The sequence below is a fragment of the Comamonas sp. wu1-DMT genome (assembly GCF_040187805.1).
Taxonomy (GTDB): Bacteria; Pseudomonadota; Gammaproteobacteria; order Burkholderiales; family Burkholderiaceae_C; genus Comamonas; species Comamonas thiooxydans.
Window position 1 is genome coordinate 24,157 of sequence record NZ_JBANEM010000031.1, and the last position, 22,493, is coordinate 46,649.

Genomic DNA, 22,493 nt, shown 5'->3' on the forward strand with positions numbered 1-22,493 from the left:
TTCGCTCAGGAACAAAAATGAGTCGTACTTACGTGGCATACCCAGCCACCTCTCACGTTGCACGAAAGGTTCTTGCAACTTGCCTATTGCTTCTCGCAGTGAGTTGGGCTGCAGTTGCCAGTGCTTCTGAAGCTGACGTGCGTCGTGTGTGGCAGATACTTGACTATCTCGCGGTGGACTATGGCGGTGCTGTGCAAGATGGAAAGGTGATCGCACCATCTGAGTATGACGAAATGCAGGAGTTTGCACAGACAGCTCGCAACAAGATCAGTTCTCTGGAGGAAAAGCCGGAGCGCCAGACGCTACTGAAAGAGAGCGAAGCTCTACAGGCTGCAATTGCGACCAAGTCAGATCCTGCTACTGTGGGGAGCTTGGCAAAGGGCCTAGCCAATCACGTGATTGCCGTATATCCAGTCCCACTGGCCCCGACCTCAGTTCCGAATCTCCAATTGGGTGCTTCTGTGTATGCGGCCAACTGTGCTGCTTGTCATGGTGCATCAGGAAATGGGGACGGAGTTTTAGCCAAGCAGCTTGACCCCAAACCCATTGCGTTCACGGACCATGACCGTGCCCGTCAGCGCAGTGTTTTCGCGCTCTACCAGGCGGTGAGTCAGGGAATCGCAGGTACAGCAATGCCCGCATTTGCACAGCTTTCAGAGGAGGACCGTTGGTCTGTGGCGATGTTCCTAGGAACTTTCGCTCATGATGATCACCAACGCCAACAAGGGCAGCTACTTTGGAAGGAGTCAGAGAAGATCCGGACTGAGGTCGCAGGCATGGATCATTTTGTTCGTCTAACTGAGGCAGAGTTGGCGGACTCTCTGGGAGAGGACCAGGCCAAGGCCACTGTAGCTTTTCTTCAGGCTCATCCGGATTCGCTTTCTGCTCCGCGTGTAAAGAGCCTGACGCTTGCCCGTGAACGACTGAATCAGAGTGTTGCAGCCATCAAGGACGGCAAACCAAAGGAGGCAGCCGAGTTTGCTTTGTCTTCCTATTTAGATGGAGTCGAGCCCTTCGAACAAGCTCTGGCAACAAGAGACGGAACACTGAAGACCCGCATTGAAGTGGCTATGGGTCAGTATCGCTCGTTGATTGCGTCGAAGGCTTCGGCTCAAGAGATTGAAACGGCAGCTATCGGTATTCAGGATCTATTTAATGCGGCGGATCAGGTTCTCACTGAATCTAGCACTGACGCGACCGCGGCATTCTTCGGCAGCTTGACTATCCTACTTCGTGAGGGCCTCGAAGCGCTTTTAGTCGTTGTCGCAATGATCGCCTTCCTGCGCCAGGCAAAGCGTCCTGATGTTCTGCCTTATGTACACGCTGGCTGGCTCGGAGCATTGGCTGCAGGTGGCGTCACCTGGGCTATTGCGACGTATGCAGTTTCGATCAGCGGTGCCAATCGTGAGGTCACCGAAGGGCTTTCCAGCCTGTTTGCAGCGGCAGTGCTTTTGAGTGTGGGTATCTGGATGCACCAAAAGAGCGTCGCTGGTCAGTGGCAGGCGTATCTGCGAGAGCGCATGTCTGCTGCACTGAATCGCCGTTCGGCCTTCTTTATGTTTGGTCTGGCATTCGTCGCCGTGTACCGTGAAGTATTCGAGACCATCTTGTTCTTCGCCGCAATGTGGGGCCAAGGAAATGATGGAGCAATCCTTGCAGGCCTTGGGGTGGGCGTGCTGTGTCTTGCGCTGATAACGGTTCTGCTGCTGCGATACAGCGCCAAGCTGCCAATTGGTAAATTCTTCTCTGTAAGTTCTTGGCTGGTCGCAGTTTTGGCGGTGGTGTTAACCGGGAAGGGAATTGCCGCGTTGCAGGAAGCAGGATGGATTGCTCCCAGTGCTTTGCCAGCACCTCGTTTGGAAGTGTTAGGCATTTTCCCTTCAGTGATCGGGCTTGTCGCGCAGGGCCTGGTTCTTCTGTTCGTGCTGGCCTTCTTTTTCCGAAATGCTCAACGGAAGCCGGAAAATATAGCGCAATGACGGATAGCAGACCTGATGCATAGCTATCAGGGTTTGCGGTTTAAACGAGGCTTTACAACAAAGGGACTGCGATTTACATGGCAGTCCCTTTTTCTATCAATGGTTCGGTTTCAGTTCCGTGACCATCGCCTTGCCCTTGATAGCCTCGGCCTGGAATTTAACCTTGTCGCCGACCTTCAGGCCGTCGAGCATCTTTTTGTCGGCTACCTCAAATCCCATGGTCATGGCAGGCATGGCCAGGTTCGGAATATCTCCGTGACGCAATACGATGAGGTTCTTTTGAGCGTCGATTTTGCGAACCTCGCCATCAACGAGGGGCATGCTGGCCGAAGTGGCTCGGGCTGCAGGCTGCATCGGCATTTTCATGTCCTGCGCATGAGTTGTTGTGAACGCTGCTAACGCGACGGCTGCGGTAAGGATGTGGGCTGTTTTCATGGTTCTATCTTCCAAGGTGTAATGGTTATGAAGCCTTGATTGCAGATGCTTCAAGGTTTGAGGGGGGGGCGCTCTGCAGTTGGACGCTTGCGATGGATCAAGTACCAGGCAGCTGGGATGACCAGCATGCTCAGGAGCGGGGCTGTGACCATGCCGCCGACCATCGGAGCGGCGATGCGGGTCATAACTTCCGAGCCGGTGCCGTGTCCAACCAGAATGGGAAGCAGACCCGCCATCACTACCGCTACGGTCATGGCCTTCGGCCGCACGCGCATGACGGCTCCCTCGCGAATGGCGGCCAGCAACGTTGCCTCATTGTCCGGCTCGCCTGCGGCCAGATGCTGTTTCCAGGCGTTCTGCAGGTAGACCAGCATCACGACGCCAAACTCGGCGGCAACGCCGGCCAGGGCAATGAACCCCACGGCCGAGGCCACTGACACTGCGTGACCGAGCGCCCAGATGAACCAGAACCCACCGACCAGCGAGAATGGAACTGCTGCCATGACCAATGCGGCATCGCCTGCGCTGCGAAACAGCACGTAGAGCAGCATGAAGATGACGGCCAAAGTGAGTGGTACGACGATTTTCAGGCGTTCCGTAGCCCGCTCCAAATACTCGAATTGGCCAGACCACGACAAGGCATAGCCGGCAGGCATTGCCACCTGCTTGGCGACAACGGCTTGCATGTCATGGACGACGGAGCGCAAGTCCCGGCCACGCACATCCACATACACCCAGCCCGAGAGTCGTGCGTTTTCGCTACGGATCATGGGCGGGCCTTCTGCGATGACGATCTTGGCGACGTCCTGCAGGAGCACGGTGGCGCCTTTGTCAGTCACGAAAGGCAGCTTGCGCAGGCGTTCCAGCGAATCGCGGATTTCGCGCGGGTAGCGGACGTTCACCGGAAAGCGCTCTCGACCTTGAATGACTTCTCCGACATTCTCACCACCGATGGCGGTGGCTATGACCGCCTGCACGTCGGCCACAGAAAGTCCGAACCGTGCAGCGGCTTGTCGGTCTACATCCACGTCAATGTACCGGCCCCCAGTCAAGCGTTCGGCCAATGCGGAAGAAACACCAGGCACTCCGCGCACGGCGGATTCAATCTGTGCCGCGAGCTTGTCGATGGTGGCGAGGTCTGGTCCGGCGACCTTAATACCCACGGGGCTCTTGATGCCGGTGGCCAGCATGTCGATGCGGTTGCGGATGGGCGGCACCCATACGTTAGACAGGCCCGGCACCTTGACCACCCGGTCGAGTTCCTCGACCAGTTTCTCTGGCGTCATGCCAGGGCGCCATTGCTCGCGCGATTTGAACTGGATGGTGGTCTCGAACATTTCCAATGGCGCTGGATCGGTGGCGGTATCGGCCCGTCCCGCCTTGCCGAACACACGCTTAACCTCGGGCACTGTTTTGATAAGCCGGTCTGTCTGTTGCAACAACTCTGCGGCCTTTGAGACCGAAATACCAGGCAACGCCGAGGGCATGTACAGCAGATCGCCTTCGTCCAGCGGCGGCATGAACTCACCGCCCAGCCGCATGACCGGAATTGCGGTGATAGCCAGGGCCAATGCCGCTGCCAGCAGCGTTGCTATAGGGAAGCGCAAGACTAGCTCGAGAGCCGGTCGGTAGAGCGCAATCAGGCCGCGATTGATCGGGTTCGCAGTTTCCTTAGGTATGCGCCCGCGAATGAGGTATCCCATCAGCACCGGAACCAGCGTTATCGAGAGGCCGGCAGCAGCAGCCATCGCGTAGGTCTTGGTGAAGGCTAGCGGCGAGAACAGCCGTCCTTCTTGGGCCTCCAGTGTGAACACGGGCAGGAATGACAGGGTGATGACCAGCAACGAAAAGAACAGCGCTGGGCCAACCTCCACGGCCGATTGAGCGATCAGTTCCCAGCGCTCGGCCACGGACGGCGGGCGTCCATGTCGTTCTTCAAAGTGCTCCAGATGCTTGTGCGCAGCTTCGACCAAGACCACAGAGGCGTCGACCATGGCCCCTAGAGCAATGGCCACACCGCCCAGCGAGAGAATGTTCGCGCTCACGCCTTGCCAGTGCATCACGCCGAAAGCCGCTAGCACCCCAATAGGCAGCGTTACAACGGCCACCAGCGCGGAGCGCAGGTGGAATAGGAAGATGGCACAGACTACGGCGACGACGGCGAACTCCTCCAGGAGCTTGACACGCAGGTTGTCGACCGCACGATCAATGAGCTGGGAGCGGTCATAGGTTTCCACCACCTCAACGCCTTTGGGCAGACTGGGCTTTAGCTTCTCCAGCTTGGCTTTGACGGCTTCGATGGTGGCACGGGCATTCTTTCCGGAGCGCATGACCACCACACCGCCCGTGACTTCACCCTCGCCATCCAGTTCGGCGATGCCTCGGCGCATTTCTGGGCCAATCTGGACGGTGGCCACGTCTTTCAGCAGCACAGGTGTCGCTCCGCTGAGGGTGAGCGGGATGGTACGGAAGTCCTCCAGTGATTGAAGGAATCCGCGCGAGCGCACCATGTACTCGGTCTCGGCCATTTCCACTACCGAACCGCCCGACGACTGATTGGCCTTCTGCAGAGCCTGCACGACCATGGACTGCGTAATGCCGAGCACTCGCATCCGGTCCGGGTCGAGCACCACCTGGTATTGGCGGACCATGCCGCCGATGCTGGCGACTTCTGCCACATCCGGAACGGTTTTCAGCTCGAATTTCAGAAACCAGTCGTTGAGGGCTCTCAGCTGTCCAATATCGTTATGGCCGCTGCGGTCGACCAGCGCGTACTCGTAGACCCAGCCCACACCTGTGGCATCCGGGCCTAGCGCGGCTGTCGCACCTACTGGTAAGCGGCTTTGCACCTGGTTCAGATACTCCACCACCCGTGACCGTGCCCAGTACGGATCGGTCTTGTCGTCGAACAGGATGTAGACGAAGGAGTCGCCAAAGAACGAATAGCCTCGGACGGTTTTAGCCCCAGGTACGCTCAACATGGTCGTGGTCAGCGGGTAGGTCACGAGGTCTTCCACCACCTGAGGTGGTTTGCCTGGATAGGTGGTGCGGACGATTACCTGCACGTCGCTCAGGTCTGGCAGTGCATCGACTGGAGTGCGAGATGCCGACCAGATGCCTGCCGCCACAAGGAACGCTGTGACGACCAACACCAAAAAGCGGTTGGCGATGGACCAACGGATAAGGGTAGCAATCACTTGGCGCCTCCGGTGGTTCCTGCGTCACTGCCGCTTTTCTGCACGGAGACGACTTCCCAATCTAGGGGCCCGCCTTTTCGGAACTCGAAGCGCACCAGATCTCCTGGCTTCAAACCCGTGAGCGTTATCGAGTCGGCCTTGCCAAAGCTCATTGTCATGGCGGGCCACTTGAGTTTGGGTACGGGACCATGCGAGATCGTGATCCCGTCGTCATCGATGCTTTCCACCTTGCCCTCGGCGCGGTAGATGTCCGAGGCTTCGGTGGCCGTAGCAGGCACAGGTTGGGGTTGGCCGGCTTCCATGGCTCCCAGAGCTGACTTGAGCCGCGCTTCGGAGTCCACCAGGAATTGGCCGCTGGTAATTACTTCCTCGCCTTCGCGCAAGCCTTGCAGCACCTCCAATTGATCACCCAAGTCCTCGCCCAGTTTGATTTCCCGAGGCTCGAAGTTGTCAGACTCCTTGCGGACGATGACCAATGCACGGGTGCCGGTACGGATGACGGCTTCAGCAGGCACGACCAGGCGAGAGGTTGGAGCCCCGCCAACCTGCAAGCGCAGCAGCAACCCCGGTATCAGTTTGCCGCTGCGGTTATCGACCTCGAATCGTGCCTGCAAGGTGCGCGTGCTGGCGTTGACCTGCGGTAGGATCTCCTTCAATTCGCCGTCGAAGGTTTGGGATGCATCGGCTTGCAGAACGGCCTTGACCTTCTGGCCACGCGTCAGGCGTACGGCTTGTGCCTCCGGCACTTCAGCTACGGCCCAGACCTTTTCCAGGCCGGAGATGCGGAATAACGTCAGGCCAGGTGACACCTGGGCTCCTTCCCGAACACCGAGTTCCGTCACCACGCCATTTACCGGAGCCTGCAAGGGGTAGCGAGCCTGGGCGACCCCGGTTTCCTCAGTCTTGCGGACCAGTTCTGCGGGGATGGACATGGCGCGCATGCGCTCACGTGCTGCCGTAATAAGTTCCAGGGGCACACCTGCGCGCTTGAGTGCGAGCAGCTCGTTCTGCGGACCCAGCCACTCTGGCGCAAAAATGGTGGCCAGCGCCTGACCTTTCCGCACTTGCTCCATTGGAGCACGTACTGCCAAATGCTCGACATAGCCGGTAACACGGCTCTGGACAGCGACACTCAGACGCTCATCGAACTGTACCGTTCCAACGGCATCGAACGACGCACCGATGTTGGCTCGCTTGACCATCGTGGTCCGGATGCCGAGGTTCTGCTGCACCGTTGAGCTGACTTTGACACCTGTGTCATTGGCATCGTCCGCATAGACGGGCACCAATTGCATGTCCATGAATGGCGACTTGCCGGGCTTGTCAAAGCGTGGTCCCGGCACCATGGGGTCATGCCAGTAGAGAATCTTGCGCTCGCCTGTGGGAGCCTTGGATTCCGAGGCGGCTACGGCCTGGGGGGCAGCGCCTTCGGAGGTCAAGCGGCCAATAAAGAAGCCACCGGCTGCCAGCAGTACGCCTGCCGTAACCAATGAAGTGACCAGTGCTGTGCGCTTCATTGGGCACCTCCATGAGCGATGGGTTTGAGGTTCAGTTGGGCCTGCGTACGTACCAAATCACGCTGCAGTGCGAGGAGTTTTCTCTGAGCTTCGACCTCGGCATGTCGTGCCTCAAACACGGCGGTCAGGGCCAATTGATTTGAGCGGTAGGCTGCCAGGGCGGCGGAAGTGCGCTGTCTGGCCGGAGTCACTACGGAGCCTTGGTATCTCTCGATACGCTGCTGCAGGCGCGCGGCGTCGCTAGTCAAGGTGCGGTAATCGGCCATGGCTGCGCGCATTCCCTCCGTCAGGTCAGCCTCTGCTTTGTCGACCATGGCCAGCTTGGCCGAGGTTTCGCGGTCTTGGCGCTGGCTTGGTGCGATTTGGAGCGGGATGCTGACGCCGACTGAGACCAAATCGGAATAGCCAGTGCGCTGGCCGTAGGACACTTCCCAGGTCCAGTTGGGAGAGCGCTCCTTGGCTGCGACGTTTGCACTCTGGCGAGCAATTTCGACGTCGCTTTTTAAGCCTGCGACGGCTGGATATCTCGCCACGTAGTCCCGCTCCTCGGGAACCGGGAAGGTCGGTGGCTTGTTGAGAGCGTCGGGAAGAACGCCGATCCAGCGTTGCAGACTGACCATGGCTGCAGACTGCTGTTGGCGAACCTCTTCACTTTCATCCTCTGCAATCCCTTTGGCGGATAGGAGTTGCAACGCTTCTGCGCTGTTGCCTGTGGCAGCTGCTATGCGGCTTTTTGCCGCATTCAGCTCCTCGTGCAAGTGATGTTCGGTCTGGGTGGTTAGCTTGAGTGCTTCAGTGGCGAACCAAGCATCGACATACGCCATGCTGGCCTGCAGGCGAGCCTCGGCTTCGGCAATGTCTTTTTGTACGGCGTCGCGGTCGGCTCTTGCACGAGCCGCACCTTCGCGCGCGGCTCGTTTATCGGCGGAGAGCCACTCCTGGCTGACACCGATGCGCTTCATTGTCATGGACTCACGGGTACCGCTGAAGCGGTCTGAGCCGGTAACCGGGAAATTGTCGATGCCGGCCCGCAGCATGGGGTCTGGCAGCTGACCCGCAGCCTGGATGGAATGGACAGAGCCTTGCATCGCCGCCTGGGCTGCGCGGGCTGCTTCGGAGCGTTGGACGGCCAAGCTTATTGCCTGGTCGAATGAAATCGATTCTGCAGCAGCAACGGCCGGCAGAAAGACGGCAGCCAGGGAGGCCGCTCGCAAAAAAATAGGGGACATGGAAACTCCGTGGACGAATGAGGGCATCGCCGGCGTATGGACAAGCCATGCCAGCACCAGTCAGTCGACGGAGTGATCAGACTCTGAGTCTGAGAGTAGAGAGAAAAAGAGGGTCCGGAGGCGGTCGAACCTCCAAGGTGATGGGCCAGGACACTGCAAGTGCAGCATCAAATTCGAGCACTAGCGGCAGTTCCAACACCTGCACGATGGCAGGTAATGACGCCACGGGCAGTTTGACTGCTTCGAAGGTCACATCCGGGGCATTGGTGTACTGATGACACAGAACCGGTTGCTGTTGGTCCATACCTTCGCATGGTATGCCGGCCTCCATCCTGGCCGTCATTGCATCAACGCCTTCCTCCTGTGGGCAGACGTAACCCGCCAACGCCAACTGTGCGAACAGCAGCGAAAGCGCCACAAGGACTGCGGTGGATAGGCGGTGAATGCGACTTCGTAGCATGGCAGCAGTTAGTGTAGTCAATCTACCAGGGGTACGCGGTGAAGGCCATACGTTGCTACCGATCTTTAATTGCTACAGATCTTCGGCAAGCCAGTGGTTAACTCGCATCCTAGGAGCAAACGCTACAGCTGTGTCTGAAGGAAGCGCGACACCGTATGCACAACTCAGTTCTGAAGAAGGCGGTGTCCTGTCCCATCCTCAAGTTAATGGATGAGGAAACATGCAATGTGATGCTCGGTAGCGATATCCGCCTCGGTGAGTCCGCGCATCGTTGAACCCAGTGTCGCCCCCCTAAGTGATGATTGCGATCATCTGGGCCGAAATTCTTCCGGGAAATTTGTAGTTAGCTCAAGCTTATGTTCTACATGCAGAGGCCTCTGTTGCTTGAGGCCTCTGCGGTAGATCGGAACAAAAATGCAGGAAAGAGCTGCATCCGCGATGCATGCGTCTTTGATGGAGATCAGCCTGCAAATGATTGGAGGCGAGCATCTCGCGCAGCTGGCGATTCATTACGCGTTTCGTTGATCACTTGCTCGCGGGTTTTGCTCGATCCTGTCTCGGGAGTTCCACGTGGGAAATTGCTTTCACCGTAAGAAAGGCGGCCCTGCTTCATGGCAGCTTCAGTCTCGGCCTTGACTTGAGCTCGGGTTTTCTGGCTTACAAAGTGCTCCGGATGCACGATCACGCCTTGTTCATTGTTGGCTGGATGCTCGTAGGCTGCAGAGGCCATTCCAGGAAGAGCCAGGGTGACAACGGCAGCAACGCTTGCGAGTACGGAGGAAATGGAGATGCGGTTTTGAGACATGGTTGGCTCCTAAGACAGTTGATGAACACATCTCCTGGACCTTGATCAAGGTGAGGAGAAGATGGGTTGATCTTAGGAGTCGGAGCCCAACAAAATCAGGTCTGTCCGGTGACATTGTTGTCAGCTTTTTCGCGGCAGCTCTTACCCCAAATCTGCATACCAATAAACCCAAAGCGAAAAGCGAAGACCAACGTAGTTGACGTACACAGCGTGCTCCAGTGCATGTGCAGACAGATACTTGACATTCACATCATGTGAAGGATGAAACTTTAGCCACAAGCTTTAAAGGAGTACGTAATGGCTATTTTTCGCATCAATGACATGAAATGTGGTGCCTGTGCCGCGCGGATTCAGCGCTCCATTTTGGCGATCGATGATGAAGCAAAGATCGGAGTGAATGCGCGAGATAAAACGGTGCAAGTCTCTGGCGATCTGAGCGACGCCGACTACATGTTGGCCATCCAGACCGCTGGATACACTCCAGAATTATTGGCGTTAGCCGAAGCCGAGCAGGCAAATGCTGAGAAGCCGCAGACGAAATGCTGCGGCTCAACTTCAGCAAAGACATCTTGCTGCGGATAGTGTCTTCTTGCTTTCAAGAAAAGCCTGTTTTCTGATCTGCTTAGGAAGTCGGCTGCGGAGTGGGGAATTTCAAGGTGAAGCGAGTTCGTCCATCGGCTGAAGTGGCGGTAATGGAGCCTCCATGAGCTTCGGCAATTGCTCGGGTGATGGCCAAACCCAATCCGCTACCGTCTGAGTCCGGATGAGCCCTGGAAGGGTCAGCTCGGTAGAAGCGGTCAAATAACCTGGGCAGGACTTTGGGATCAATGTCCTGCCCTGTATTTTCCACAGTGACAAGTGTCCAGGAAGCTGCGGTCTCAATGTCGATGGTGACCATGCCTGCATGCGGCGTGTAGCGCAAAGCATTAGATAGCAAATTACTCACAGCACGATGGAACATCAGTCGATCACCATCAACGAGTCCATCGCCTTTTAACTTCAAATGAATTTGCTTTTCTTCAGCGACAGCCTCGTAGAACTCCAGCAATGCATACGATTCTTGCTGTGCCGAAAATTGCTCCTTGCGCGGCAGGCTTACGCCCCGTTCAGTTTTGGCCAGAAAAAGCATGTCTGACACCATACGAGCCAAACGCTGAAACTCTTCGGCATTAGAGGCAAGAATGTCTCGGTATGTCGCGGCGTCACGCTTGGATGCCAGCACAACCTGAGTCTGCGTCAACAGGTTGCTGATGGGCGTGCGTAGTTCATGGGCCAGATCAGACGCGAAATCTGTCAGTCGCTGAAAATCGTCCTGCAACCGATCCAGCATGCGATTGAGCTCATGCGCCAAATCGGCCATTTCTACGGGTACAGCCTCGACCGGCATGCGTTCACTCATCTTCTGTCCCGTCACAACGGCCGCACGTGATTTCATTTCTCGCAGCGGTGCCAGCCCTTGTCGAGCGGCGAGCCAAGACAGAAGTGAGCACAGCAAAATTGCTGCGATCACATAAATGGCAAAGCTTGTGCGAATTCCGTTGAGGAATTGAATGTGATGCTTGGTGTCTGCTGCGATCAGTACCTTTAATGGTGACGGTGCGTAGGCCGGTAGCGTCTCAAAGCTCAAGATGTGGAATTCTGCGTCTGCATGCCGCCACACCCCAAACGATCCTTCCTTGTCGATAGAAGCCGAGTTGCGATCCGGCACTGCAAAGCCGGATGCGGGCGATTGAAATACGGTTTCTCCTTGGGCATCTTTCACCTGGACTTGAAGATCCTCGTGATAGTTCAGTGCCTCATTTAAACGCCAACGAGCATCATCGACCGACTTGGTGTTCTGGAGAATTTTCTCGATCAAATGGCGCTTGTCCTGAAGCGTCATTCGGTCCAATTCCACGAAATGCTTTTCTGTAACGACTAGAAATAGGCCGCCTAAACCTAGCACTACGGCTGCCGCAACAGCCGTGAAGCAGAGGGCCAAGCGAATCGTTAAAGAGAGCTTTACCTTGCGAGTGAGACGCTGCACCTATTCCTCCTCGGGGACTTCAAGCACATAGCCCATTCCTCGTACGGTCTGGATCAGTTTGATCGAGTGGCCTTCGTCAATTTTTGCCCGCAGACGGCGCATGGCCACCTCAATGACGTTGGTGTCGCTGTCGAAATTCATGTCCCATACCTGCGATGCGATCAATGAACGTGGCAGCACTTCACCATGTCGGCGCATCAGCAACTCCAAGAGTCCGAACTCTTTGGCTGTGAGGTCAACACGTTTGCCGTTGCGAGATACGCGGCGACGCAGCAGGTCTAGCTCGAGATCTGCAACAGTCAGAGTAGTACCTTCATTGGCCGGATGTCCACGTCTAAGAATAATGCGAACTCTGGCGAGTAGCTCTGCGAAAGAAAACGGCTTTACCAGGTAATCATCAGCGCCGAGCTCTAGTCCTTTGACACGGTCCTCGACATGGTCCCGTGCAGTAAGAAACAGGACCGGCATATGTAGTCCCCGATCACGCAGAGACTGGAGCACCTGCCAACCATTGAGGCCCGGCAGCATGACATCCAAGATCACCAAGGAGTATTCACCTTGCAGAGCCAGATGTAAGCCGTCTGAGCCATTTGGGACGAGGTCAGCAATGTAGCCAGCCTCGGTCAGTCCTTGGCGCAGGTACTCACCTGTTTTAGGCTCATCTTCGACAATCAAAATCCTCATGTACTCGCTCCGCTGCAGTGGACGATCAAGAGTGTGCCGAGTTTGATGCCCTCTGACATGAAGATAAGAAAAATGTAATGTTCCTGAAATCCTGGCGATAGAAAGGCTCAACACGGCCTTGTTGTTCTCTCCTGGGAAGCCATCAAGCGTGGTGAGCAGAGTGAACCTTCTGGTTGCAACGAGGGCATGGCTGGATAGAAGCCCTCTGTCGCACCAAACATGACGCGAGCATTACATGAATGTAATGAATGAGTCACTCCACCGAAATTCAGCACGCCCTAGCATACTGAACATATCGAGCGCTCATTGCATCAGGCAAGCGTTACCGAAAACGAATTTCTTGGAAGCTCTGGAGGATTTCACCTTATGCCGCGTCATTCGCCATTTTTTGTCACTCCCACTCAAGGGTTCTCTCGTCGGCGCTTCGTTCAGGGGCTGGCCGCAGGAGGCGTTCTGGCGGGCCTGTCAACGCAGTCGCTCATGGCATTCGCACAGCAGAGCTCCACAGTCCGCGGGGCCGCTCCGGTGCTGAAGGGTAACGAGTTCGATTTGGTGATCGCCGAGTCCGCAGTGAACTTTACGGGCAAGCCTGGCATGGCGACCACGATCAATGGATCGCTTCCTGCTCCAACCCTGCGCTGGCGAGAGGGTGAGACGGTGACGATTCGCGTCACTAACAAGCTTCGCGAGGCCACTTCTATTCATTGGCACGGCATTATCTTGCCCTACCAGATGGATGGAGTTCCAGGCATCAGCTTTGCGGGCATTCCTCCTGGAGAGACGTTTACCTACCGCTTCAAGGTTCAGCAAAGCGGTTCCTACTGGTATCACTCACATTCAGGCATGCAGGAACTCACCGGCATGTATGGAGCGATCATCATTGATCCCGCAGGACCTGAGACTATCCGTGCAGATCGTGACCATGTCGTGCTCTTCTCTGACTGGACTGACGAAGACCCCATGCGCGTTTTCGCAAAGCTCAAGGTTCAGGGCGACTACTACAACTACAACCAGCCCACGGTCTTTGATTTCTTCCGTGATGCATCGCGTGATGGCGTGTCAGCGGCATTAGACAAGCGCAAGATGTGGAACGAGATGCGCATGAATCCAACGGATTTAGCCGACCTCTCTTCTGCGACCCTGACCTACCTCGCAAATGGCGTCACACCTGCAGGCAATTGGACTGCTCTTTTCCGTCCGGGCGAGCGTGTCCGGCTGCGCATGGTCAACGGCGCGGGCAATACCTTCTATGACGTACGTATACCGGGCCTGAAGCTCACGGTGGTGCATGTTGACGGTGTCGACGTAGAGCCTGTGACTGTCGATGAATTCCGATTCGGCCCTGGCGAAACCATAGACGTGATTGTCGAGCCACGTGATGACGCCTATACGATTTTTGCCCAGTCGATGGACCGAACAGGCTACGCACGCGCTACGTTAGCAGTGCGCGAAGGCCTGCAGGCTCCAGTCCCCGCACTCGATCCCGTCGAATGGCTGGGTATGAGCGACATGATGGGCGCCATGAGCCATGGCAGTTCTGGAGCCGACATGGACATGACCGGCATGTCTGGGATGACCGGCATGTCTGGGATGACCGGCATGTCTGGGATGACGGGTATGGCCGGGATGGCTGGTATGTCGGGGGCAATGGCCGGCATGGATCATGGTGCGATGGCCGGCATGAATCACGGTGGTATGGCGATGGACCATAGTCAGCATGCCAAGCCTGCTGGGAGCTTGGCAGTGCCCAGCACCACCGCACGCCATGCTCGCACTGAATATGGCGCAAGAACAGATATGCGAGTCGATATGGCCCGCACCAATCTTGACGATCCCGGTATCGGTCTGCGCAATAACGGCAGACGGGTGCTGACCTTGGCAGATCTGCATACACCTTCAGGTCCGATGGACTCGCGCGGTCCTGGACGAGAGGTGGAGTTGCACCTGACGGGGAATATGGAGCGATATTCCTGGTCTCTTGATGGATTGGAGTTCGGGCAATCAACGCCTGTTCACTTCCGTCACGGCGAGCGTTTGCGAGTCATCCTGCACAACGACACGATGATGACTCACCCTATGCACTTGCATGGGATGTGGAGTGAACTGGAGAGCCCTGATGGTCGATTCCTCGCCCGTCGACACACCTTGCCAGTACAGCCTGCACAACGCATCAGCTTCTTGGTGACGGCAGATGCTCTGGGGCGCTGGGCATGGCATTGCCACCTGATGTTCCACATGGATGCAGGCATGTTCCGCGAAGTCGTAGTGTCTTGAACAAACCTCACAAGGAAGATCAAAAATGTCCAAAGCACTCCCTATTCGTGCATTGTCCACTGCGCTCCTCGCTCTGGTGAGTATTGCGGCCCAGGCGCAAAGCGACCATTCATCGCATGGCCAAGCGAATATGCAAATGGAAGCACCGGCAAGCCCTGCCACAACTGCAGCTGATCCACATGCAGGTCATGGTGCTATGACTGGCAGCGCTGCAAGCGGCCCTGCGATGGATCACGGCAGCATGCAGATGCAAGGGGGATCCGCACCTCCAGATGCTCGCGACCCACATGGGTATTCCAATGGGTTGACCTTGGGATCGGGCGATTACGCGGTGCCTGGCGTCCCGCGCTTGATGCTTGCGGACGAGCATACCTTTGCCTCGCTGCGTGGTGAGACCCTGGAACGCCGTTTTTCACGCAGAGGTGATGATTCAACGGCCTATGACTTGCAAGCATGGTACGGGACCTCATACAACAAAGCTGTCTTGAAGGCAGAAGGTGACGTCGCCAAAGGAAAGCTCGAAGAGTCTCGCACCGAACTGCTATGGAGCCGTGCTGCCACAACCTATTGGGATACACAGCTTGGTCTGCGCTTAGACAACGGCGTGGGACCTAGCCGTCAATGGCTGGCATTTGGTGTACAGGGCCTAGCCCCTTACTGGTTCGAGCTGGAGGCCACAGCCTATGTTGGCAGTGGCGGCAGAACTGCGCTTCGCCTAAATGCAAGCTACGAACTATTGCTGACTCAGCGCCTGATCCTTGAGCCTAGAGCTGAAATGCAGTTTTACGGCAAGGATGATCCAGAGCGCCACATCGGCAAGGGCCTAGCCGAAGCATCTGCGGGCTTGCGACTGCGCTACGAGTTCAGCCGTCAGTTCGCTCCATATATCGGCGTCGAACGTGCGGGCAGTTTCGGGCGAACCGCAGATCTCGTTCGTGCAGACGGCGGCCGTGCTCAACAAACACGATGGGTGGCCGGTGTCCGCTTCTGGTTCTAGCCAGACCAATGTGCACTTCCTCGCTGGCGCGTTCTTGAGGGCGCGCCAACTCCATAGACCCAGATTCGCAATCGATTTTCAAACCACCATCACACTTAGATAGGAGTCCTCATGAACCGCTCAACCCTGGTCGCTAAGTTCATCGCGCCAATTGCCGCAACACTGTTCGCTTCCGCAGCATTTGCACATCCTTCGTTAGTTTCCTCCTCTCCTGCGGATAAGTCGCAGGTTGCTGCACCTGCAACGATTGAGCTGAAGTTCTCGGAAACGCTGGTTCCTCAGTTCTCGGCTGCGAACTTGATCATGACGGGCATGCCCGGGATGCCGAACCACGGTGCAATGAAGGTCAGCGCAAGCGTCTCTGGCGCTAGCGATGGCAAAACCATGGTCATTACTCCTGCGCAAGCACTTCAACCCGGTGCCTATCGCGTGGATTGGCGTGCCGTGTCTTCGGACACACACCCGATCAATGGCAATGTCACATTTCAGGTGAAGTAACCAAATGGCCGAGGATTGGTTCACCATCGTTTTGCGCCTCGCGCTTTATCTGGACATGGCTGCAGCTTTTGGCGTCGCCGTGTTCGGCGTCTATGCCCTTGGCCATGACGAGCGATCCTTGGCAATTGCGCGTCGCTATCGCGTTTGCGTTGGTGTATGTGCAGTAATCGGGATTGGACTGTCAGTGATTGGCATGACAGTCCTTGCCAAGGCCATGTCCGGTGCGCAAACTTACTCCGAGTTGTCAACGCATATCTTCGAGATGCTCATCACCGGCACTCACATGGGCCTTGCTTGGTGCATTCGTATTCTTGCGCTAGCGCTTTGCATCTTGATTGCCCTAGTGAAGTTCAATCCAACGTTTCGCTTCGTTGCCATGTCCGTATCTAGCGGTGTAGCGCTGGCGACACTGGCCTGGGCTGGTCATGGAGCGATGGACGACGGAATGCGTGGATACATCCACCTTGCTTCAGACATCTCCCACCTCTGGGCAGCAGGTGCATGGGTCGGCGCGTTGCTTGCTTTTTTGATCTTAGCCACAAGTAGGGCAAATGCGACACAGGACACTGTCGCCATATTGAGCCGCACATCAAACGGCTTTGCCCATGTCGGAACGCTGATCGTTTTCGTTCTTGCGGCCAGTGGTGTAGTCAACTATGTATTGATCGCAGGGCCTTCGCTTGATCCGCTTGTTTCGACACTCTATGGTCAGTTGCTGCTAGGCAAGCTAGTGCTGGTTCTCGGAATGCTTGCTTTGGCAGCTGCAAATCGGTTCCGGCTTAGTCCAAGTCTGGAGGCATCATTGGGCTCAGGGAATCGCGCGCAAGCAGTCGCTAAGCTACGCCAGAGCCTGTTCATGGAGACAACACTTGCAGTTCTGGTTTTGGCGAGTGTGGCTTGGCTAGGGATTCTTTCCCCAAAAGGAATTTGATCCTCCGAGATCAACCACCGACAGCAGAAGCGGAGCTGCTCTAAGCAGACGTAGACACTGATAGGAAGGGTAAAACGCTTCCGTCGATTCATGCTTGGATGGCGTCCGCGTCATGTAGTCAGACAAAGGCCATCTCAACAAAGAACTATTTCTTAAATTGAGATGGCCACAAGCAGCGAACTCTGATTGCGCTATCTCAGAATAGGTGGATAGAGTTGTTTTTCGAGCAGATTCTGGCTTGACATTCACATGGTGTAAGGGCCAAGAATCGATCCAACATCGTGAAGGGCCATCGGCATGCATCATCATCAGCATCGATCTTCTTCAGAGTCAGTTGAGTTGGAAAACACCATGACTGAGGCTGAGCCTTTGAAGGATCCTGTTTGCGGCATGACTGTCTCTCTACAGTCGCCTCATCAGATAGTTCACGAGGGACGGACCTATCGCTTCTGTAGTGCCGATTGCCAGCAAAAATTTGCTCATGCCCCTGCGCAATTCATATCGAGTAGCGGGCAGGCGGATCACGCAGTAGAGGGCTCAGTCTATGTATGCCCAATGCATCCTGAAGTCCATCAAGATCATCCGGGGCGTTGTCCTAAATGCCAAATGCATTTAGTGCCTGAGGCCCAGTTGCTCAGCTCGCACGAACATGCTCATGTGGCTGCAAGTCATTCAGATCAGAAATCGTTTGATGACTCGGGCGTGGTTCCCGCCGGAGCGATCTATACCTGCCCGATGCATCCGGAGGTCCGGCAAGATCATCCCGGAAACTGCCCTAAATGCGGAATGACTCTGGAGCCACTGATCCCGGTTGGAGAAGAGGACAACAGCGAGTTGCAAGACTTTCAACGGCGATTCTGGTGGACGCTACCACTCACCCTGATTGTTACCACTCTGGCCATGTTCGGACACAAGTTCGGCTGGTTCACTATGCAGACCCAAACATGGGTCGAGTTGACTCTTTCCCTGCCCGTGGTGCTATGGACGGGCTGGCCCTTTTTTGTTCGAGGCTGGCAGTCAATCATCCACCGCAGTCCGAACATGTGGACGTTGATCAGCTTGGGATCGGGAGCCGCCTTTGTCTACAGCCTCGTAGCGACGCTGGCACCTGGTGTGTTTCCCGACTCGTTCGTATCCATGGGCCGTGTAGCTGTTTATTTCGAGGCAGCGGTGGTCATCATTTCTTTGACCATGTTGGGGCAGATCATTGAGCTGAAGGCTCGCTCTCAGACCTCGGCCGCTATCAAATCATTGCTTAGCCTAGCTCCTAAGACGGCAAGGCGTATCAATGCAGATGGCAGTGAGGAAGATGTTCCCCTCAGCCACGTGCATGTCGGAGACCTGCTGCGCGTACGTCCAGGCGAGAAAGTACCCGTGGATGGCATTGTCACGGAAGGTCAAAGCGCCGTTGATGAATCGATGCTCACGGGCGAGCCAATACCTGTGACAAAGCGCGTTGACGACAAACTGATCGGCGCCACACTCAATACGAGTGGAGCTCTGGTCATGAGGTCAGAAAAGGTGGGCACTGCCACCATGCTCTCCCAGATAGTTCAGATGGTTGCATCGGCCCAACGGTCTAAGGCACCGATGCAGCGAATGGCCGACGTAGTGGCTGGAAAGTTCGTTCTGGTTGTCGTGCTAGTTGCTGTAGTGACCTTCTTCGTCTGGGGAATTTTTGGCCCAGAGCCCAGTTGGGTGTTTGGGTTGATCAATGCCGTCGCGGTACTCATCATCGCCTGCCCATGTGCGCTAGGTTTGGCCACACCCATGTCAGTAATGGTGGCCACAGGGCGCGCTGCAGAGCAAGGCGTTTTGTTCCGTGACGCGGGCGCCATAGAAAAAATGCGTGAAGTGGATACGCTCATCGTAGATAAAACGGGCACCCTTACAGAAGGTCGGCCTGCGTTCGATAAAGCGATTCCTACTGCAGATTTCACCGCTGACGAAGTTTTGAGGCTTGCCGCTAGCTTGGATCAGGGTAGCGAGCATCCGCTTGCGGATGCCATCGTCCGAGCTGCACGTGAACAAGGCTTGCAACTCGCTAAACCAGTGGACTTCGATTCCGCCAGCGGTATTGGTGTACGTGGAACCGTTGAGGGGCGGCGCTTGGCATTAGGCAACACCACATTGATGGCTCAAGAAGGCGTTTCTGTATCTTCCTTGCAAGCGGACGGAGAACGCCTGCGAGGAGAGGGCGCAAGCATCATGCATTTAGCGGCTGATGGGAAGTTCGCGGGCATTCTGGCGGTAACAGACCCTATCAAAGCTAGCACTCTGGATGCCATCCAAACGCTTCATGCAAGCGGCTTGCGAATTGTCATGGCGACCGGAGATGGCTTGACTACAGCTAGGGCTGTCGGTGCCAAGCTTGGTATTGATGAAGTACATGGCGAAGTGAAGCCCGCTGACAAGCTTGCTCTCGTGGAGCGATTGCAAAGTGAAGGCCATGTGATTGCCATGGCTGGTGACGGTATCAACGATGCGCCGGCCTTGGCAAAAGCTGATGTAGGTGTAGCCATGGGAACAGGGACCGACGTAGCAATGAACAGCGGTCAGATCACGCTGGTCAAGGGTGATTTGCGTGGCATTGCCCAGTCGCGTGAAATCTCAACTGACACAGTGCGCAACATGCGGCAGAACTTACTATTTGCCTTTATATACAACGGAATTGGTGTGCCGATTGCTGCGGGAGTTCTGTACCCGTTCACTGGGTGGCTTCTTTCGCCAATGATCGCAGCGTTAGCAATGAGCTTAAGTTCAGCATCTGTGATCTTCAACGCGCTGCGGTTGAGTAAGTCGAATCGCCTCAACTGAATTAGCGGCCAGTGTCTACGAAATCACTGATTCGGCCCCTTTCGCCATAAGCTGCATTTATGGAGGGGTCGACTTTGCTCATAGCTCTATACATCAATTCAATAATTGATGTATTATCAACTCATGCAAGAAGCAAAAGTCATTCGCTCACTCTCCGCTCTGGCCCATGAGGCCCGATTGCGCGTATTTCGCGCCCTTGTTGTGGCTGGACCTGAAGGCCTGACACCTAGTGCCTTAGCTGAGCGGCTCGGCATCGCGCCGAACGCGCTGTCCTTTCATTTGAAAGAGCTGTTTCATGCCGACCTGGTCACCCAGGAGCGGCAGGGCCGAAACGTGCTCTATCGCGCGGCCTTTCCCGTGATGAACGATCTGTTGGCATATCTCACCGAGAACTGCTGCCAGGGCGCGGTTTGTACCGATGACGCCGTTGCGTCGTGCGAGTGCTAAGCGTCGCTGCAACCTTTTCCCATCCCTAAGTCCCGCTGCTAAAACCATGTCTGACAACAAAGCTCCCCTGAACGTCCTGTTCCTGTGCACCCACAATTCGGCACGCAGCATCTTGGCTGAGGCCTTGCTCAACGATATGGGCCAAGGCCGTTTTAAAGCCTATTCGGCGGGCAGCAGCCCCCGCGAGAATCAGCAACCCAATCCGCTTGGGCTGCAGGTGCTGCAAAAGGCCGGTGTCTCGGTCGAGGGCTTGCGCAGCAAGAGCTGGGACGAATTTGCTGTGCCTGGTGCGCCGCATATGGATCTGATCATCACCGTATGCGACAACGCGGCTGGTGAAGTGTGTCCGTTTTGGCCTGGTCATCCCGCCACAGCGCATTGGGGCTACCCGGACCCCTCGGAAGGCGAGGCCTCTGACGAAGCAAAGCTGGAAGCCTTCCGGCAGACGATGCACATGATTCGTCGTCGCCTGGAGCTATTGGTGAACCTGCCAGCGCAAAAGCTGGAGCAGGCAGTACTCCAGTCCACGGCGCGTGAACTCTCTTCGCACTAAATCCCGTTACTGCAATTGCGATCCAGATCCAGAGTCTGGATTGCAGCACCAGGCTTCACTGACGCCCGCACGCGGTGGGCGACTGATGCCGACTTATAGCTTTTTCTAGGACCTATACGTCATGTTGACGGCCATCCTGATTTTCATTTTCACCTTGACGCTGGTCATCTGGCAGCCGCGCGGCCTTGGCATTGGCTGGAGCGCCTCTATTGGGGCAGGTATCGCACTGTTGCTGGGAGTCGTGCACTTAGCTGATATTCCAGTGGTCTGGCATATCGTCTGGAATGCCACGGCTACCTTTGTCGCCGTCATCATCATCAGCCTTCTGCTCGATGAGGCCGGTTTCTTCGAGTGGGCTGCATTGCACTTTGCCCGCTGGGGTGGCGGCAGCGGAGTCAAACTGTTTGCCTTCATCGTGCTGCTGGGTGCTGCCGTTTCGGCCCTGTTCGCCAATGACGGAGCCGCCTTGATTCTCACGCCCATCGTGATGGCCATGCTGGTGGCACTGGGCTTCTCTACGGCGGCAACGCTAGCGTTCGTAATGGCCGCCGGGTTTATTGCCGACACTGCGAGCTTGCCGCTGATCGTCTCCAATCTGGTGAATATTGTCTCCGCCGATTTTTTCAAGATCGGCTTCAATGACTACGCATCGGTGATGGTTCCCGTCAATATTGCCTCGGTCCTGGCGAGCTTGGGTGTATTGCTGCTGTTTTTCCGACGCGATATTCCTGCCACTTACGACGTGGCCCAGCTCAAGTCGCCATCGGCTGCAATCAAGGATCTGGCCACCTTCCAGGCTGGCTGGGTCGTGTTGGTCTTGCTGCTGGTCGGCTTCTTCGCGCTGGAGCCCCTGGGCGTCCCTGTCAGCGCCGTGGCCGCCGTGGGGGCTGCGATCTTGCTGGCGGTGGCTGCGCGTGGTCATGTCATCAGCACCAGGAAAGTACTTCATGGTGCTCCGTGGCAGATCGTGGTGTTCTCGCTGGGGATGTATCTGGTGGTCTATGGGCTGCGCAACGCGGGCCTTACGGATTACATCGCCATGTTGCTGAACCAGTTTGCAGCCGGTGGCGTGTGGACCGCTTCACTGGGCACAGGCGTGCTGTCTGCGGTGCTGTCTTCCATCATGAACAACATGCCCACGGTCCTGATCGGAGCCTTGTCCATCGATGCATCCACGGCCACAGGGGCAGTCAAGGAAGCCATGGTGTACGCCAATGTGATTGGCTGCGATCTGGGTCCCAAGATCACGCCGATTGGCAGCCTGGCCACGCTCCTTTGGCTGCATGTGCTCGCCAAGAAAGGCACAACGATTGGCTGGGGCTACTACTTCAAAGTCGGTGCGGTGCTGACCATGCCCGTGCTGCTCATTACCCTTGCCGCCCTGGCCTTGCGGCTCAGCGTGGCGCCATGAATCTTTGCAACGGAAATCTTGTGTTATGAGCGACATCACGATTTACCACAACCCTTCTTGCGGCACCTCCCGCAACGTCCTGGCCCTGATCCGCAATAGTGGGGTGGAACCCATGGTCATCGAATATCTCAAGGCGCCTCCTGATCGCGCCACGCTGGCGGGCCTGATCCAGGCCATGGGCATGCCAGTGCGCGATGTGTTGCGCCAAAAAGGTACGCCGTATGACGAGCTTG

18 protein-coding genes are annotated in these 22,493 nt (G+C 56.3%); 11 read left to right on the forward strand and 7 right to left on the reverse strand.

Annotated elements, in window-relative coordinates:
* The first annotated feature begins 17 nt into the window (after positions 1-17).
* Entirely contained in the window at positions 18-1,979 is a 1,962-nt protein-coding gene (locus V8Z78_RS25455; RefSeq protein ID WP_080571243.1) for a cytochrome c/FTR1 family iron permease, read from the forward strand.
* A gap of 96 nt (positions 1,980-2,075) precedes the next feature.
* Here the strand turns inward: V8Z78_RS25455 and V8Z78_RS25460 are convergent, their stop codons facing one another.
* From V8Z78_RS25460 to V8Z78_RS25480, 5 genes are all read right to left on the reverse strand, one after another.
* The gene (locus tag V8Z78_RS25460; RefSeq protein ID WP_019042264.1) at positions 2,076-2,414 is read right to left on the reverse strand and encodes a copper-binding protein; all 339 of its coding nucleotides are present in this window, start codon (positions 2,412-2,414) and stop codon (positions 2,076-2,078) included.
* Positions 2,415-2,464: 50 nt separating this feature from the next.
* Positions 2,465-5,611 carry an efflux RND transporter permease subunit gene (locus V8Z78_RS25465; protein ID WP_043003150.1) on the reverse strand — a complete coding sequence of 1,049 codons (3,147 nt, stop codon included), beginning with the start codon at positions 5,609-5,611 and terminating at the stop codon, positions 2,465-2,467.
* Complete coding sequence (locus V8Z78_RS25470; RefSeq protein WP_043003149.1) at positions 5,608-7,128, reverse strand: efflux RND transporter periplasmic adaptor subunit; 1,521 nt, start codon at positions 7,126-7,128, stop codon at positions 5,608-5,610. The genes V8Z78_RS25465 and V8Z78_RS25470 overlap by 4 nt, the downstream gene beginning before the upstream one ends.
* A complete protein-coding gene (locus V8Z78_RS25475) occupies positions 7,125-8,384 on the reverse strand; it encodes a TolC family protein (RefSeq protein ID WP_019042266.1) in 1,260 nt (419 codons plus the stop codon). The genes V8Z78_RS25470 and V8Z78_RS25475 overlap by 4 nt, the downstream gene beginning before the upstream one ends.
* An 893-nt stretch (positions 8,385-9,277) precedes the next feature.
* Positions 9,278-9,622, reverse strand: a complete 345-nt coding sequence (locus tag V8Z78_RS25480) for a DUF4148 domain-containing protein (protein ID WP_019042267.1) — start codon at positions 9,620-9,622, stop codon at positions 9,278-9,280.
* 297 nt (positions 9,623-9,919) lie between these two features.
* On the opposite strand from V8Z78_RS25480, the gene V8Z78_RS25485 reads away from it, so the two are divergent.
* Positions 9,920-10,204 carry a heavy-metal-associated domain-containing protein gene (locus V8Z78_RS25485; protein ID WP_003055071.1) on the forward strand — a complete coding sequence of 95 codons (285 nt, stop codon included), beginning with the start codon at positions 9,920-9,922 and terminating at the stop codon, positions 10,202-10,204.
* Positions 10,205-10,244: 40 nt separating this feature from the next.
* Here the strand turns inward: V8Z78_RS25485 and V8Z78_RS25490 are convergent, their stop codons facing one another.
* Together V8Z78_RS25490 and V8Z78_RS25495 are read right to left on the reverse strand one after the other, a co-directional pair.
* On the reverse strand, positions 10,245-11,648 hold the full coding sequence (locus V8Z78_RS25490) for a heavy metal sensor histidine kinase (protein ID WP_019042268.1): 1,404 nt from the start codon (positions 11,646-11,648) through the stop codon (positions 10,245-10,247).
* Complete coding sequence (locus tag V8Z78_RS25495) at positions 11,649-12,332, reverse strand: heavy metal response regulator transcription factor (protein WP_019042269.1); 684 nt, start codon at positions 12,330-12,332, stop codon at positions 11,649-11,651.
* Between the two features lie 366 nt (positions 12,333-12,698).
* Between V8Z78_RS25495 and V8Z78_RS25500 the strand changes: the two genes are divergently transcribed.
* The 9 genes from V8Z78_RS25500 to V8Z78_RS25540 all read left to right on the forward strand — a co-directional run.
* Complete coding sequence (locus V8Z78_RS25500) at positions 12,699-14,606, forward strand: copper resistance system multicopper oxidase (RefSeq protein WP_019042270.1); 1,908 nt, start codon at positions 12,699-12,701, stop codon at positions 14,604-14,606.
* Between the two features lie 25 nt (positions 14,607-14,631).
* A complete protein-coding gene (locus V8Z78_RS25505) occupies positions 14,632-15,603 on the forward strand; it encodes a copper resistance protein B (RefSeq protein WP_003055078.1) in 972 nt (323 codons plus the stop codon).
* Between the two features lie 111 nt (positions 15,604-15,714).
* Complete coding sequence (copC, locus tag V8Z78_RS25510) at positions 15,715-16,101, forward strand: copper homeostasis periplasmic binding protein CopC (protein WP_019042272.1); 387 nt, start codon at positions 15,715-15,717, stop codon at positions 16,099-16,101.
* Positions 16,102-16,105: 4 nt separating this feature from the next.
* A complete protein-coding gene (gene copD, locus V8Z78_RS25515) occupies positions 16,106-17,032 on the forward strand; it encodes a copper homeostasis membrane protein CopD (RefSeq protein ID WP_019042273.1) in 927 nt (308 codons plus the stop codon).
* Positions 17,033-17,383: 351 nt separating this feature from the next.
* A complete protein-coding gene (locus V8Z78_RS25520; RefSeq protein WP_019042274.1) occupies positions 17,384-19,849 on the forward strand; it encodes a heavy metal translocating P-type ATPase in 2,466 nt (821 codons plus the stop codon).
* A 123-nt stretch (positions 19,850-19,972) separates the two neighbouring features.
* The gene (locus tag V8Z78_RS25525) at positions 19,973-20,296 is read left to right on the forward strand and encodes an ArsR/SmtB family transcription factor (RefSeq protein WP_029158336.1); all 324 of its coding nucleotides are present in this window, start codon (positions 19,973-19,975) and stop codon (positions 20,294-20,296) included.
* A 46-nt stretch (positions 20,297-20,342) separates the two neighbouring features.
* Positions 20,343-20,849, forward strand: a complete 507-nt coding sequence (locus V8Z78_RS25530) for an arsenate reductase ArsC (protein ID WP_019042276.1) — start codon at positions 20,343-20,345, stop codon at positions 20,847-20,849.
* Positions 20,850-20,970: 121 nt separating this feature from the next.
* Positions 20,971-22,260 carry an arsenic transporter gene (locus tag V8Z78_RS25535; RefSeq protein ID WP_349732399.1) on the forward strand — a complete coding sequence of 430 codons (1,290 nt, stop codon included), beginning with the start codon at positions 20,971-20,973 and terminating at the stop codon, positions 22,258-22,260.
* 25 nt (positions 22,261-22,285) lie between these two features.
* On the forward strand, positions 22,286-22,493 hold a 208-nt coding region (locus tag V8Z78_RS25540), incomplete at its 3' end, for an ArsC/Spx/MgsR family protein (RefSeq protein ID WP_349732400.1).